Origin of the sequence: Bariatricus massiliensis (genome assembly GCF_900086725.1) — a bacterium.
In the GTDB taxonomy this organism is placed as follows: domain Bacteria; phylum Bacillota; class Clostridia; order Lachnospirales; family Lachnospiraceae; genus Allocoprococcus; species Allocoprococcus massiliensis.
The window spans coordinates 90,868-106,292 of the sequence record NZ_LT574837.1; the positions used below are offsets into that span (position 1 = coordinate 90,868).

The window sequence follows — 15,425 nt, forward strand, 5'->3', positions numbered from 1 at the left end:
TTGACGTCTGAGGCTTACTTCCGTACATTATATGAGTTCCTGCATCATAATCTTTATATTTTCTCTTTATCCAAGGCTTTGATTGGCGCCTCGATACATGCGTCTGACTGCTTTTTATTTAGTAAATAAATAAGCATGTACACGCAGTCCAGCATAACCATCTGTGTGATAGTGGCACAGGACGGTTCAAGTCCGAAAGTCAGATTCTCATTATTAACTGTCCTTAAGATGATATCCGCGTACTCTTCAAGGGGAACGTTCTCGTAACTTGTCACTGCGATAGTGACCGCCCCATGTTCCTTCGCTCTTTTGAGATTCTCTACTACCGTGCGGGACCTGCCATAAGTACTGATGCCAAGCGCTACATCCCCCACCCGTGATAAACTGGATGCGACCACCGCTTCATGTGGATCCAGAAATAAATCTGCAAAAATATTCAATCTTCGAAGTCTCTGCCGCAAGCTGCTGGCCGTAACTCCGGAACGTCCCTGCGCAAAAATCATGACTCTATCCCCGCCGGTTATGGCTTTTGCCGCCTTCATCGCCTCTTCCGGATGAATCATGCTCAGGGTGTCTGTAATCGTCTGCAGATTCATGGCGAACACTTTTTTGCAAACAGCTTCAGCATCGTCGTCTTCCATAATGCTACTGTAACTTAACTTAGGCTGAACGTGGCTGGTATTGACTTTAGCAATATGTATTAAAAAGGATTGATAATTGCGGAATCCTATTTCTTTCACAAATCTAGTAATAGTAGCCTCACTAACACCACTGAGTTTTGCCAGCTGTTGAATCTGAATGCCATCCAATGTTCCAAAATTATCAATGATGAACTTTGCCAATTTTTGCATAGCGGGACTTAATTGAGGTATCATGCCTTTCATCTTAATTATGACTTCCGGTGTTGCAGTATTGTTTAATTTTTCCATATACCCTCCTGCATCTGAAAATACTTTTCTGTTAACTATTTTTATGTAATAATTATTTATGAAAACTATTTTCAAGTAAATAGTAGCATTTTTATCTTCTATTGTCAACTATTATTAATCTAAATATAATGCAGGAACTAATTTTATATAATGTACACAACAGTCAATACTCTTATATCACCTTCTTTCTTCCAATTTTTACTATTATATCATTTTTAAATCTATATAAAAAGAATTGCGGCAAGGCTTTGAAAATAATTTTCAACGTCTGCCGTATCAATTGTAATTTGGAGTTTAATTTTAGAGCCCACTCTGTTTTCTTGAATTTTCCACTTCAATATGCTATACTGGTAAACAGAATCATCGTAACCGACAAGATAATCCGTTTTATTCTGCGGATATATATACACAAGGAGTTCGATAGAAATGAATGAAATGGAAAAAGAGCCATTATCTAAACAGCAGATGAAGTCCCGTGAGACGAAGCGCAGAATCTTCCGGGCAGCAAAAACCATTTTACAAAGAGAAGGTTATGAACAGCTCTCAATTAAGAATATCTGTGAGGAGGCTGGCGTATCCAACGGAAGTTTCTACCACCACTTTAAGACGAAGGATGACCTGCTTTCCTATTATATTGAAGAACAGCCGGGAATCAACCCTGATCTTCTGGACCTTCCTGAGAATGCGGACGAGGCCAAGATTGCAATCATCCACGTCTATCTCAACTATGCCGAATACTGCCGGGAGCTTGGCGTGGAATTTATATCTAATTATTATACACCGAAAAATCAAGCACTCAACCCTACCATACGGACGGAGCGCCCCTATCCTATTTTAACGGTAGAGACCTATCTCCGGCGGGCAATTGACGCAGGAATCGTGACACCTAAGATTCCTCTGTCCGATATTTCCACGGATATCCGTATGTTAGTCATCGGAAATGTATTCGAATGGTGCCTGCATGAAGGCAATACAGATTTTGAAGGAAATATCAGACGTTCTCTGGGGCATTATATGGATGGGATTTTCTGATTTTATTCAAAGGAGATATTCAAAGGGGACAGGTCCCAACGCGTTGGGACCCGTCCCCTTCTACAATTTCAAGAATTGTCTGACACCGAGGTGTCTGTTCTTATGCTATAAGCCTAACATCGTCTTAAGCGGTCAACACTTTACAACGATGCATTCGATTTCTACTAGTCCGCCCATGGGCAGCTTCGCCACTTGTACGCAGCTTCTGGCCGGACGTGAATACCATTTTATCTACCGCCCAGCCTTGGGCATAGGGACCGATTGCCTTTGGCGCTCTTTCCGTCGCAATTACCTTTTTAGCCATTTCTTATATTCTCCTTCTCTCTGAAAGTCCTGCCGTTCTACTTCATGGTATCCTTCATCACACGGAGCACGTTTTTATAAAAAATTTTCTCAATATCTGCTCCGCTGAATCCTCTTTCAGCCAGTGCGTGTTCTAAAATATCCATATGGGCGCAGTCCGCAATTTCCAGATTTCCCATGATTCCGTCGAAATCAGAACCGATACCGACACAGTCAATTCCACCTATATCAGCCATGTGCCGGGCATGTTCTGCCATCAGCGCCGCTGTGCTGTCTTTGCATGTGACATCGGCATTCAAGAATTCGGGGCCAAAGTTTATTCCGGCAACGCCGCCGTGATTCCCCAAGACTCTAATCATATCATCTGTCATATTCCTCTGGTGCGGCCCCAGCGCACGGCAGTTAGAGTGTGTGGCCGCAAACGGCTTTTTGCATATGTCCGCCACATCATAAAAACCTCCGTCCGACAGATGGGATACATCTACCAGCATTCCTATGTCCTGCATGTAGGCGACCGCTTCTTTCCCAAATGTGGTCAGTCCCTTTTGCATAACCGCCGAATCTTTGGAATTTGGCGCGCCGAAGCAGTTCGACTCATTCCATGTCAGCGACAAGGCTCTAAATCCCATATCATAGAATCTTTTCAGATTCTCCGTTTTCCCTTCCACTGCCCTGCCGTCTTCCATAGTAAGAACCGCCGACATCTTTCCAGCCCTTAAATTCTCTTCTATTTCAAAACCATTATGAGCCAATGCAATCATGTCCTGATGTGCTTCCACATTTTTCATCAAGTATCCATGAAGCGTGGAAATATATTCTTCATCGGACAGTGCCGGCATATGAAACATCTCATACGCACTTTTCATGGGGAGGAACACCGCAAAAAATTGTGCCAGCTGCCCGCCCTCTCTCATTCGTTTGAAATCTACAGAAGTCACTTTGGATGTGTATAAATCAGCTTCTTCCGCATCCCTGAACAGAAGCATCATCAGCGAATCGCAGTGCATATCAATAAATTGCATACTATCATCCTTCCTTCTTTATTTATTTTGCTGCATTTTCAGCATCTTTTTTAGAGTCCCTCTTATAGAATATGTATCCGAGAAGAATACATGACGCGACAGTAATTGCCATTCCCCATGCAGCGAGAACCGCGATTTTCCCTATGACGAACTTAAGAATTATCGCCAGTGCCAGATACGGAAATGCTTCTAAAAATCCTTTGACGAAGCCCTCTTTATTGCCACTGAAGCGCATCACCATCATCGAGCTTAAAAGTCCAACCATAACAAAGGCAAAGGACGCCATCACAACTTCCGGCAAAACAGAGATAAGCCATTCTCCTCCAAGTACAAAAATCAAAAGAAGAATCAGGTTCGCAAACACAGAAGACACAATCCCTACAATCGTAACTACCTGACCTCTCGGTGTATTGATATCCGCCTTCATAGTTGACTGCAGATTTACAGCAACCGGAAATCTCATCGCGCCGACGTTGCCGGACAAATATCCAATATACGTTCCGGCACTGCCCAATACCGGCCAATATGCCAGCGGCTCCGTCAGCCACATTCCCATACCAATACTACTGATACCGACTAATACACTGATATAACTTGAGAGTGGCGCTCTATAGCCCTTTATCAATACAAAATACAGAACCGGCAAGAATACAAGTACTAAAGAAATCCCCATCGTCCCCCGGCCAATGCGATGTACGGCCGGCATAAAATGCTCTGCATAATCCTTCTTCGCTTCCTCCGAACCAGTGTTTATTTCAACTTCTGCTGCTTTATTCATATTTTCATTCATGTGCTTTCCCTCCTTATCCCATCATTACAGTGACTATTTGACCAGCAATCATTGCAAAAATCATTGCAATTGCCATGGAAAAGCTGGACAGCGTGTTATTCTTCAATTTCTTCGCAAGCTTTCCTATCAGGAACATAACAATGCCTGCGGCAATCCCCGCTACAATACTTGCAACATTCCCAAAATAATCAACGATTGAATATCCGAGAAGGCCCATCATAGCCGCACTGGACATATAAGGCATAAAACTGCGCCCGTTTTCTTTCTTTTGGCTCTTTACCAACGCCTTATCAAGCGGCTTCAATGTAATCATTGTATTTAGGAAATAAGGTGTGGAGGCCAGTGTCATACCGAACAGGCATAGTGTGAAAATTGCCGGCGTAAATGCCGCACTTCCGAATTCCACACCAGCCGCGGAGGCAGAGAACTGAGCCATCATAAGCTCCCAGACAGGTGCCCCGATAACACCACATCTCATAAATGTTGCCCCAGAGCCTACCATAACAATCAGTGACAAGGCAATCGTCAATGTAGAAAACGCAGGGCCTACAGCCGATACAGCGCCAGTCTTTGTCGCCTGACTAATCTCTTCTCTTGTCAAAACCTGATGTTTCTTGTTGTAGTTCAATGCAAGCCTCAAAAACATCAGTGACTGCACGATTACCATCGCAATCAATATGACCGCAAATACCCAAATTGAGCCATTCATAATTTTTATTGTATCCATCTTTTACCCTCCAATTCTCTTTGTGTCCTTGCACCATTGTTTAGAAGCTATACTTTATAGTTAGGACTCTAAACCTGTTTCCTACCCTTGTCAATGTTTTTTTGGTTTTTTTGCATTTTTCGTCATTATATTCAAAATTTATTTAAAATATTTGTTAATTTTTTCTTATTTTAATTTTTTATCATTTGTTTTTTGACACAATCAAAAAAAGGATGTAAAACTCTTACGATTTGCACGTAATTATTTTACATCCTTGTTTATTCTCTAATATGGATTCCAGTCTTTTGAAAGCTCTATCCAAGTGTCCATCACCTGAAACGCTTCCGCAATGGTTTCCTTGGTAAAATACGTTTCCATCAATTTCAAAAAACGCTCATAATTCCTTGTGTCATATGCTCGATGCGCCTTATCCAACTCTTCTCCCGTCTTCGTCACATACAGGCACACTGTCTTATCGTTGCCTTCCTTCTTTTGACGTTCAATCAATCCTCTGGAAGACAGCTTTTTAATAATCTGCGAAACGGCTCCTTTGGTGCGGTTCCAGTCCCTTGCAATCTCTGATGCGGATATCCCCGGATAGTCTGCGATGTAGCTGAGCGTATGCACTTCTACCGAGTTGAATTTCTCACCCGTCCCATAATCTATCGGCGTTGTCGTCTGATTCATAGATATCATCCGCTCTAAAATATCCGACATCTGATACGGAGTATAATTCTCTTTTATTATCCTCTTATTCATAGTGCCACCCTTAAGTTTTTATTTTATAATTTCATAATTTTACTCACTTGTCAAGTGACGCAGTCCGAAGATATCCCTTTGACTTTTATTTACAGTCTGCAAATTGCGCCGCGATTCTCCGGAATGCTTTCTCTATCAACGTCCTTGAAGACGGCAGGCACACACGTTCAAAACCTGTTCCCAACTCTGGATCAAACATAGCTCCAGACTCCAGACAGACATTGGCTTTCTTATAAATACGGTCATGGATTTCCTCCGGCGTAAGGCCCGTCCCCCTGAAATCCATCCACAGCACATAAGTTCCCTCCGGACGGCGTGCCTTTACCCTTGGCATTTCTTTCGCAAGGAACGCAAGAACCCAGTCAAAGGTCCCGTCAATATAATCGAGAACCTGATCCAGCCATTCGTCTCCCTCTGTATACGCGGCAATCGTTGCCTCAATAGCAAATGGATTGGGCATACGCCAGCCACAGACCTCCTTGTATTTCTCGCGAAGGACTTCATCAGGTATAATGGCATGGGAACATTGAAGTCCTGCACAGTTGAATGTTTTGTTGATTGCATTCAGCACAACCGTGTTTTCAGGCTTTCCAACCTTTGCGGCCGTAGTGAAGGTAACGCCCTTTCTTAAAATATCACAATGCACCTCATCCGATACCAGTACAAGTCCATTTCTCTCGCAGATATCGGCAAGACGGCTAAGCTCCTCCACTGTCCACACTCTTCCGGTGGGATTGTGGGGACTGCACAGCAGGAACATCGTAACATCGGGCGCTTTCGCCTTTTCTTCAATGTCGTCAAAATCCATGGTATAATAGCCGTCCGTATTGATAAGTTCACTGTTTACCACGCGGCGGTTATTTTCCTCAATGCTGCCGGTAAACGGCCCATATACCGGACGGGTAATCAGTACGCCTTCCCCTTCCTTGGTATATGCTTGAACAGCTATACTCGTAGCCTCCACCGTTCCATTGATGAACGAGATAGATTCGGGAGCGATCTCCCAGTCATGCCGGTCCTTGAACCAGCGAATAATTGCGTTTTTGTATGCCGGATTGCCAAAAGACCCCGAATATCCGAAAATACCATGCTGAACCACCTTATCCATAGCATCGATAATCGGCTGGGCACAGCGGAAATCCATATCCGCCGTGAAAATCGCGATGGTGTCTTCATCAAAATCGATGTCGACCCCAAACTCCTTTATCATCTCTCCACAATCCCACTTCATACTGTTTGTGTTGTGTCGATCAATAACTTGATCAAAATCATATTTCATTTTTTCTCCTTCTCACTCTGATTGAATTTTATAAAGTATAGTCCTAAACACAGTGAAAAGTATCTTCTTTAATGCACCTTACGCATTAAATACATATTTATCAAGGCGGTCAAAGGCCTCCTTCACTCTGGAAAGTGGTAACGCCAGATTCATGCGGATTGCGCACGGCCCGAAAAAAGCCCGTCCGTCCTGCCATAAAACACCGACCTCATATCCGGCGCGCTGAACCTCATCAATCGTCTTTCCATGCTCCTCGCACCATTTGCTGCAGTCAAGAAACAGCATGTAAGTACCCTGAGGTTTCGAGACCTCTACGCCTTTGAAGTGCTCTGCTATATAATCACACGCATACTGCACATTCTGTCCAATTGTCTCTCTTAATTCACCTACCCATTCGGCGCCCTCTTCGCCGTACGCGCCGATCAGCGCATGCATGGAGAGCACATTCATGGAGTTATAATGGCAGAGAGATGATTCTTTGGCAATCCTGTCTCTTAAATATTTGCTGTAAATAATATGGTAGCTGCCCACAAGTCCCGCCAGATTGAAGGTCTTGGACGGCGCATAGATTGCCACAGTCCTATTCTTCGCATCCTCCGAAACAGACTGTGTCGGTATATGTTTGTTTGCATACAAAATAATGTCAGACCAGATTTCATCCGAAACGACAAACACATCATTTCTTTTGAAAATATCCATGGCCTTTTCCAGCTCCCAGCGCTCCCACACACGCCCGGTCGGATTGTGCGGAGAACACATGATAGCTGCATGAATCTTCTGCTCTTTGATTTTTCTCTCCATGTCCTCATAGTCCATGCGCCAGACACCGTCTTCATCCTTTACAAGATAGCTGTGAACAATGTCAAAGCCGTTGTTCGTCAAGGTTCCAGTAAATCCAACATATGTTGGTGCATGAACCAGCACCTTATCCCCCTGTGAGCAGAATACTCTAAGTGCACTGGCAACGCCCCCAAGAACGCCATTCTCATATCCAATGTGCTCCTTCTCCAGTCCTTCCACACCATTTCTCGTCTTCTGCCAATTGATAATAGCATCGTAGTATTCCTTCGACGCCTCAAAATAGCCATATGTAGTGTGCTCTGCTCTTGCGATGATTGCTTTCGGAATAGACGGGACCGCCGGGAAATTCATATCGGCCACCCACATTGGTATCTGGTCAAATCCTTCCTTTAACTGCACTCCTCTTTTGTATGGGGAGAAATGATCCGGCAGATCGACGGCAATAGCATCCTTCCCGTGTCTGTCTATAATCGTTGTAAAATCATATTTCATTCATACCACCATCCTTCTGGCTAAACCTCTCATATGGTTTAGTTTCTTCACTATCTGTATTATAAGACTCTGTAACTGTTTTGTCAAATGTTTCTGACAACTCTTTCTCCTTACTTGCTACGCTGTTAATTTCCAATATAGTATTGATATATGATATCATTAAAACTATAAGAAATATGAAATTTGGGAGGAATTGCAAATGAAGTTTTATATCGCCTCGATGTTTGAAAATTATCTGCAAGTCCGTAGTCTTGCAAAGTTGCTTATAAATTCTGGCTGGATACAAACATACGATTGGACATCTCAAGATTTCGTCAAAGATACAAATATAGAATTGCTCAAACACATTGGTGAAGAAGAATAAAACAGCTTATTGGAAATATGGAGTACATTGCTTCTGAACTACTTAAGATAACGTAAGATTTTAAGGATAACCGAAAGCAGCAGAGTCAGTTATCCTTGTCAATGATTAAATGAACCATTCCATTTTCGCCAAAGATTTATCTGACTCTGCTTATTTCGGGACAAAAAGTATTAATGTGCAATTGAAAAGCGGTACATAGTCTCTGTCATGTAAACCTCACCTTTTTTATAGACAGGGCCCTCAAAATTCGCCTTATTCACTGCGTCTGGAAAATACTGCGTCTCAAAACAGCATGCCTGACGCTTATGGTAAACCGCTCCGCCCTTACCTGTCGCTTCTATTATAAAGTTCCCTGTATAGAGCTGCATGCCCGGAAGGTCGGTGTAAACTTCCATCGTGATTCCGCTTTCACTTGAGGACATCTCCGCCACCTTAGCGAATTCCCCCTTATTATTGAGCACCCAGTTGTGATCGTATCCCGCGCCAAAATTCAACGCCTCATAGTCTGTCTCTATATCGCGCCCTAACGCTTTTTTCGTCCGGAAATCCATAGGTGTGCCCTCAACAGGTGTAATCTCTCCTGTGGGAATAGATTCCGCATCCGCTCTGGTGAAAGCGTCTGCGTCAATCCAGACTTCCTGCTCCAACACCTCACCGGCTGCATGTCCGTCCAGATTAAAGTAGCTGTGATTCGTCATATTTATAATCGTATCCTCTTCCGGCACTGCCCGATAAGTAATCTTGACTCCGTTATCCTCGGTGAGAGTATAGGTCACTTCGATATGTACAGCTCCCGGATATCCCTGATCGCCGTCGGGACTTTCCAGCGCAAAGGTAACATGGTCATCCGCTGTCTCCTTCACTTCCCACATACGATGACAATAAAAATTCATGCCGCTGTGGAGATTGTTCCCATTATTGTTCTCTTCCAGTTTATACGTTTTCCCATTCAGTTCAAAGGATGCCCCGCCGATTCGATTGGCAATACGACCCACCGTGGCCCCAAAGAACAAGTCTCCTTCTTCATATGCCGCCGCTTCGTCATAACCGCAGACTACATCGCAGGGATGTCCCTCCTTATCCGGCACAATCACTTGGACAAGAGCCGCGCCATAATCTGTCACAGCGGCCTCCATTCCGGAAGCATTGCTCAATGTAAACAGTCTGGCCTCTTCACCTTTTGACGTCACTCCAAAATCAGTCACTTTCATATTCTGCACTACCTTTCTTTATTTTTTGATATTATTTTACCCATTCTCACTACGCACTTTCAGTATACGTAACCCCAGAAGATTTAGCAAGCCTTTCCGTCCCAAAACCTCTCTGCGGAGATATTAATTTTATTAGTTTTTTTCTATGAGATTGTCAGATAATTAACTAGCTTGACTATAAATTAACTTTACTTGAAAGGCCTTCCCACATCCTTTACAATATACATATAAGTGTGTCCAATAATATTCTAAAAGGGAGAAATGAAATTATGAGCAGACTAGAAATTCCAACACCTGGAAAAGCCCAGCTTGTTATTGAAGGGCTTTACAAGGATCTGGAACGCAGAATTGAATCCAGTCCTCCGGGACTATGTCCGGTGGACATTACGAGAGCTTTTCTGGAATTATGCCATGCACAGACATGCGGCAAATGTGTACCTTGCCGTATCGGCTTATGGCAGCTTAAGAATCTATTGACTGATGTATTAAACGGGGAAGCAACTTTAGAGACTCTGGACTTGATGGAGGAACTCGCAGTTTCCATTATGGATTCTGCCGATTGTGCCATTGGCTATGAAGCCGCACGCATGGTATACAAAAGCCTAATCGGCTGCCGCGATGATTATGAAGAGCATGTACAGCAGGGAAGATGTACATGTCAGTATACTCAGCCGGTTCCGTGTGTTGCCCTCTGTCCGGCCAATGTGGATATCCCGGGTTATGTAGCCCTCGTAGGCGAGGGACGCTATGCAGACGCTATCCGTCTCATCCGCAAGGATAATCCATTCCCTACCACATGTGGTTTTATCTGTGAGCATCCGTGCGAGGCCCGCTGCCGCCGTAATATGGTGGACGACGCCGTCAATATCCGCGGACTTAAGAGAATGGCAGCCGATTACGCAGGCGAAGTAGACCCGCCGGCATGTGCACCATCCACAGGCAAACGCATCGCAGTAGTAGGCGGAGGCCCCGGTGGCTTAAGCGCAGCTTATTACCTGCAGCTGATGGGCCACCAAGTGACTGTTTTCGAGATGCTTCCACAGCTTGGCGGAATGCTTCGTTACGGTATCCCAAACTACCGTCTTCCGAAGGATCGTCTGGACGATGATATCAACGCAATCTTAAAGACAGGTGTTGAAGTGAAACACGGACTGCGGATTGGAAAAGACATGACAATCCAAAGCCTGCGTGAAGAATATGATGCCGTGCTTATCACAATTGGTGCGAGCACGGACAAGAAACTGGGCCTCGAGGGTGAGGACGCAGACGGCGTACTCTCTGCGGTACAATTTCTTCGGGACGTAGGAAAGAACCAGAATCCTGACCTTACCGGACAGGAAGTCTGTGTCATCGGGGGCGGCAATGTGTCCATGGACGCTGTCCGCACCGCAAAACGCCTCGGCGCTAAGAAGGTAAGCATCGTTTACCGCCGCCGTACCGCGGATATGACTGCCCTTCCCGCCGAAATCGAAGGGGCTGTGGCAGAAGGTATAGAAGTGCAGACTCTGAAAGCACCTTCACGTATCGAGACCGACGAGAACGGCCGGGTGAAAGGTATTTTTGTGACACCTCAAATGATCAGCCGTATCAAAGACGGCCGTGCAAGTGTGAAGCCTACCGGCGAGGAAGACATCTTCATCCCCTGCCAGACTTTAATCGTAGCTATCGGTCAGGATATCGAGTATCAGCACTTTGAAGAATCCGGCGTGCCGGTTGAACGGGGCAAAATCGTGACCCAGAACTACGGTGGATTTGACAATATTCCGGGCGTATTTGCCGGAGGCGACTGTGCTTCCGGGCCTGCATCTGTAATTAAAGCAATTGCTGCCGCCAAGGTGGTAGCTGCCAATATCGACGAGTATCTCGGATTCCGCCACGAAATCAGCTGTGATGTGGAGATTCCTGAGGCCCGCCTCGCTGACCGCCCGCCGTGCGGAAGAGTCAACATGACAGAACGCGAAGCTGGTGAACGTGTCTGTGACTTTAACGGCGTAGAAAACTGCATGACCGAGGCAGAAGCGAAACAGGAAGCCAGCAGATGTCTGCGATGCGACCACTTCGGCTACGGCATTTTCAAAGGAGGTCGTGAAACATTATGGTAAATATTACAATAGACAATCAGAAAATTACTGTGCCCGAAGGCACAACCATCATGGAAGCGGCAAAGGAACTTGGAATTCCGATTCCAAAGCTCTGCTATCTGAAAGATATCAATGAAATCGCAGCCTGTCGTGTATGCGTTGTTGAGATGGAAGGGATGGATCAGCTGATTACGTCCTGTAACAATGTAGTGAAAGAAGGCATGGTCTTATACACTAACAGCCCGAAAGTGCGGGCCGACAGAAGAAAGACCGTACAGCTCATTCTCTCCCAGCACGACTGCAAATGTGCGACTTGCGTGAGAAGCGGGAACTGTACGCTTCAGACGGTAGCCAATGATTTGAATATCATCGACCTTCCTTTTAAAGAGAAGCTGGAGAGGGCTCCTTGGGATAAGACGTTCCCTCTGATCCGTGACTCAGCTAAATGTGTAAAATGTATGCGCTGTATCCAAGTCTGTGATAAGATACAGGATTTACATATTTGGGATATGTCAAGCACCGGTTCCAGAAGTACCGTCAATGTTTACGGAAACCGGAAAATCAGCGAAGTTTCCTGTTCACTCTGTGGACAATGTATCACCCACTGTCCGGTAGGGGCGCTCCGTGAACGCGATGATACAGAAAAAGTATGGGACGCTATCGCCGACAAGAAAAAAGTTGTGGTCGCGCAGGTCGCTCCTGCTGTTCGAGCTGCATGGGGCGAGGCTCTGGGGCTTTCCAGAGAAGAGGCCACCATCGGAAAGATTATGGATTCGCTGAAAAGGCTTGGTGTGGACTATGTTTTTGACACCACATTCTCAGCCGACCTTACGATTATGGAGGAAGGCAACGAATTTCTCGAGCGCTTTACAAAGGGTGAGCTGAAGCTGCGCCCGATGTTTACCTCCTGCTGCCCGGGCTGGATACGGTTCATCAAATCCCAGTATCCGCATCTGGTACCGCAGTTATCTACAGCCAAATCACCGCAGCAGATGTTCGGCGCGGTAATGAAGACTTATTTTGCACAGTCGATCGGCGTGAAGCCGGAAGATATATACACCGTATCCGTGATGCCTTGTGTAGCGAAAAAAGGCGAACGCAACATGGAGCTGTACTACGGTGAATACGCGGGAAATGATATTGATACAGTTCTTACGACGAGAGAGCTGACAAGAATGATCCGCTCCGCTCACATCGACCCTGCAACACTCAAAGACCGTGAGTGCGACCCGCTTATGAAGGAAGGCTCCGGCGCCGGCGTCATTTTCGGCGCTACAGGTGGTGTTATGGAGGCGGCTCTGCGCTCCGCTCACTATCTGGTAACCGGCAAGAATCCGGACCCTGACGCATTTAAGATTGTCAGAAGTCCCGCATTCGGAACAGGTGTCATTGAGGCCGAGGTCACAATCGGCGACGCGGTCATCCGCGCGGCTGTTGTAAGCGGACTTGGCAATACACGTAAGCTGATTGAAGCGATCGAGCACGGTGAAGTACACTATGATTTCGTAGAAGTCATGGCATGTCCGGGCGGCTGTGTAGGCGGCGGCGGACAGCCGATCCACGACGGCGAAGAACTGGCTCATGTGCGCGGCGAGAACTTATATTTCCTCGACAAGAACGCAGACATCAGATTCTCACATGAAAATCCGGACGTACTCAAACTGTACGAAGACTTTATGGAGAAACCACTGTCCCACAAGGCTCATATGCTCCTGCATACAGACCACAATGCGTGGGAGATGCCGAGAGGATAGTTAGACAGTTCAAGAAATGATAAGATACCTCTTAGGTAGACAAGGTAACTAACCTCAATCTACTTAGGAGGTATTTTGTTATATATAAGAGACCAATTCTCCTAATACAACAAAAAACCTTTCAGCCAAGCACACTGAAAGGTCTTTAATGAAGGGAACGTCTTTCTATAATCGGTATTGGGTTACCGTTATCTGTATTTACTATAACATCAGGCCGTCCAAAAATCCAATTGCTTATTCCCATATGATGTTTCGTTTATAGATATTGTCTATCACTCTTAGCACATCGGCATATATAAAAGGGATGTCTTAAGACATCCCTTCGTTAAATATGGGTACTAAAATTCAAATTCCTCTGCATCGTCAATATCTGCGTCGCATTCATCCACGAGGTAATCTACTGCCTCCTGTGCGATTTCCATGCTGTCTGCATCTCCCATAACGGCAAGCTCGTCACGTTTTACATTGAGTACTTTGCCGCTTTTCTGGATATATTCGTATGTTTTAGCGATTTCTTCCGCTTCTGTGGAAGACGGGCAGAAAATAGCTGTTTTATTTTCCTCTGCATAAGTTTTCAATGCGTCCAGCTTCTCATATCCTTCCACAACTTTTCCGCCTGTAACATAGATAATTCCCGGTCTCGGGTTAATCTTCACTGTAGCCATGGTCGGAGGAGACGGAATAAACACCTGCTTCGTTTCGCTTTCCGGATCGACCAGATATCCTAGTCCCTGATATTCTGTAAATTCTACCATATTTCTTCACCTTTTCCTTCTCTGCATTTTTGAATTAAGCGTTAAACTCTTCCACCGTCCATGGACGTCTGAGGTCATTGTCGAACATGTCTCTGATTTCTTTTTCGCAAACCGCGTTGAACAGCTGCGCATACTCTGCCGTCTCATCGTCTTTATCCAAAACATTTGCCGATGTCGTCAGTGAGCAGTGCTGGCTTCCGCCCCAGTTATGAAGCTCTACATAAACGCCTGCCGCCGCTAATTTACTTGCATATGCATACGCCTGATCTGTACCATTATCATTTGCCATCGCATGGATAAATGTGGGCGGGAGGCCTACACATTCTTCTACCGTTGCACGTCCCGGAAATGCTTCCGCAGGAACATCTACACTGTTATTCAGTTTCCCCAAATACTGGCGTGCGGAGGTCGCCGCGTCAGATCCGCCCCAGAACGCAGAATTAATACTCAGGGAACGGTACTCAGGAAGCGGGCGGTCATCGATAATCGGAACCCATACCATACATCCGCGCGGTGTGATGCCGCGTTTTTTCAATCTGTGGCAAAGCGCCAGAGAAAGATGCCCACCTGAACTGTTTCCGTGAAGAATGATTTTATTTGCGCTGATATTCAGCTCTTTTGCATGTTCTGCAAGATAATTATAAGCCGCTTCGCAGTCATTCATCGGCTCCGGATACTTCGCTCCCATTGTCAAAGTACGGTAGTTAAAAGTCGCTACCGGTACACCGAATTTATCCGCCCAGTCTTCAATCGCCGCTGTAAAACGGAAGCAGGTCGTAAGTCCGCCGCCCGGAATAATCAAGATACAGGGACTGTTTCTCTTATAGCGCCATTTGCCCTCTCTCGGAACTGCGACAAGCAGTTTTACCGGCGGTGCATCCGGTTCGTCCACACAGCCCGGCGCTGCGTATTCTGTTACACGTGACCAGTCGTAATCCGGCAGATAGTCTTTGAATCCATCCTCTGCGTGTTCAGCGAATTTCATTCTCTCTTCAAATGAAAGGTCGTCATTTAAGAGAACCTCTGCATATCCGACGGAGCATCCCATCAGTGAATATGCCTGCTCAAGCTCCGGATGTGCCCATTTCACGTCGTCACGTACCCTAAATTTTTCTAATCCCATCTTTCTTTCCTCCTTTATTATATG

Annotated in this window: 15 protein-coding genes; 4 read left to right on the forward strand and 11 right to left on the reverse strand. The window is 45.5% G+C overall.

What is annotated here, in order from left to right; translation table 11 throughout:
* Positions 1 to 53 precede the first annotated feature (53 nt).
* Positions 54 to 929, reverse strand: a complete 876-nt coding sequence (locus BN6465_RS06565) for a MurR/RpiR family transcriptional regulator (RefSeq protein WP_066732971.1) — start codon at positions 927 to 929, stop codon at positions 54 to 56.
* 426 nt (positions 930 to 1,355) lie between these two features.
* Between BN6465_RS06565 and BN6465_RS06570 the strand changes: the two genes are divergently transcribed.
* On the forward strand, positions 1,356 to 1,961 hold the full coding sequence (locus BN6465_RS06570) for a TetR/AcrR family transcriptional regulator (RefSeq protein ID WP_066732973.1): 606 nt from the start codon (positions 1,356 to 1,358) through the stop codon (positions 1,959 to 1,961).
* Positions 1,962 to 2,085: 124 nt separating this feature from the next.
* Here the strand turns inward: BN6465_RS06570 and BN6465_RS21775 are convergent, their stop codons facing one another.
* The 7 genes from BN6465_RS21775 to BN6465_RS06605 form a co-directional block, all read right to left on the reverse strand.
* Positions 2,086 to 2,265: a hypothetical protein gene (locus BN6465_RS21775; RefSeq protein WP_066732975.1), complete on the reverse strand. Its 180-nt coding sequence runs from the start codon at positions 2,263 to 2,265 to the stop codon at positions 2,086 to 2,088.
* 37 nt (positions 2,266 to 2,302) lie between these two features.
* A complete protein-coding gene (locus BN6465_RS06580; protein WP_066732977.1) occupies positions 2,303 to 3,286 on the reverse strand; it encodes a dipeptidase in 984 nt (327 codons plus the stop codon).
* Between the two features lie 22 nt (positions 3,287 to 3,308).
* Positions 3,309 to 4,076, reverse strand: a complete 768-nt coding sequence (locus BN6465_RS06585; protein WP_082891614.1) for a hypothetical protein — start codon at positions 4,074 to 4,076, stop codon at positions 3,309 to 3,311.
* Positions 4,077 to 4,089: 13 nt separating this feature from the next.
* Positions 4,090 to 4,803: a DUF5058 family protein gene (locus tag BN6465_RS06590; RefSeq protein WP_066732979.1), complete on the reverse strand. Its 714-nt coding sequence runs from the start codon at positions 4,801 to 4,803 to the stop codon at positions 4,090 to 4,092.
* A gap of 264 nt (positions 4,804 to 5,067) precedes the next feature.
* Positions 5,068 to 5,541: a MarR family transcriptional regulator gene (locus tag BN6465_RS06595; RefSeq protein WP_066732981.1), complete on the reverse strand. Its 474-nt coding sequence runs from the start codon at positions 5,539 to 5,541 to the stop codon at positions 5,068 to 5,070.
* A gap of 85 nt (positions 5,542 to 5,626) precedes the next feature.
* Positions 5,627 to 6,820, reverse strand: a complete 1,194-nt coding sequence (locus BN6465_RS06600; protein ID WP_066732983.1) for a MalY/PatB family protein — start codon at positions 6,818 to 6,820, stop codon at positions 5,627 to 5,629.
* A 78-nt stretch (positions 6,821 to 6,898) separates the two neighbouring features.
* Complete coding sequence (locus BN6465_RS06605; protein WP_066732986.1) at positions 6,899 to 8,113, reverse strand: MalY/PatB family protein; 1,215 nt, start codon at positions 8,111 to 8,113, stop codon at positions 6,899 to 6,901.
* 199 nt (positions 8,114 to 8,312) lie between these two features.
* Here BN6465_RS06605 and BN6465_RS20695 point away from each other — a divergent pair, with 199 nt between their 5' ends.
* The gene (locus BN6465_RS20695) at positions 8,313 to 8,477 is read left to right on the forward strand and encodes a hypothetical protein (protein WP_154670211.1); all 165 of its coding nucleotides are present in this window, start codon (positions 8,313 to 8,315) and stop codon (positions 8,475 to 8,477) included.
* Between the two features lie 170 nt (positions 8,478 to 8,647).
* Here the strand turns inward: BN6465_RS20695 and BN6465_RS06615 are convergent, their stop codons facing one another.
* Positions 8,648 to 9,688, reverse strand: a complete 1,041-nt coding sequence (locus tag BN6465_RS06615; RefSeq protein ID WP_066732990.1) for an aldose epimerase family protein — start codon at positions 9,686 to 9,688, stop codon at positions 8,648 to 8,650.
* Positions 9,689 to 9,957: 269 nt separating this feature from the next.
* Between BN6465_RS06615 and BN6465_RS06620 the strand changes: the two genes are divergently transcribed.
* Together BN6465_RS06620 and BN6465_RS06625 are read left to right on the forward strand one after the other, a co-directional pair.
* A complete protein-coding gene (locus BN6465_RS06620) occupies positions 9,958 to 11,790 on the forward strand; it encodes an NAD(P)-binding protein (RefSeq protein WP_066732992.1) in 1,833 nt (610 codons plus the stop codon).
* On the forward strand, positions 11,784 to 13,523 hold the full coding sequence (locus BN6465_RS06625; RefSeq protein WP_066732994.1) for a [FeFe] hydrogenase, group A: 1,740 nt from the start codon (positions 11,784 to 11,786) through the stop codon (positions 13,521 to 13,523). Before BN6465_RS06620 ends, BN6465_RS06625 begins: the two co-directional genes overlap by 7 nt.
* 338 nt (positions 13,524 to 13,861) lie before the next feature.
* On the opposite strand, the gene BN6465_RS06630 is transcribed toward BN6465_RS06625, so the two are convergent.
* Positions 13,862 to 14,278 carry a hypothetical protein gene (locus BN6465_RS06630; RefSeq protein WP_066732996.1) on the reverse strand — a complete coding sequence of 139 codons (417 nt, stop codon included), beginning with the start codon at positions 14,276 to 14,278 and terminating at the stop codon, positions 13,862 to 13,864.
* A 34-nt stretch (positions 14,279 to 14,312) separates the two neighbouring features.
* Positions 14,313 to 15,401, reverse strand: a complete 1,089-nt coding sequence (locus BN6465_RS06635) for an alpha/beta hydrolase (RefSeq protein ID WP_066732999.1) — start codon at positions 15,399 to 15,401, stop codon at positions 14,313 to 14,315.
* Positions 15,402 to 15,425 lie beyond the last annotated feature (24 nt).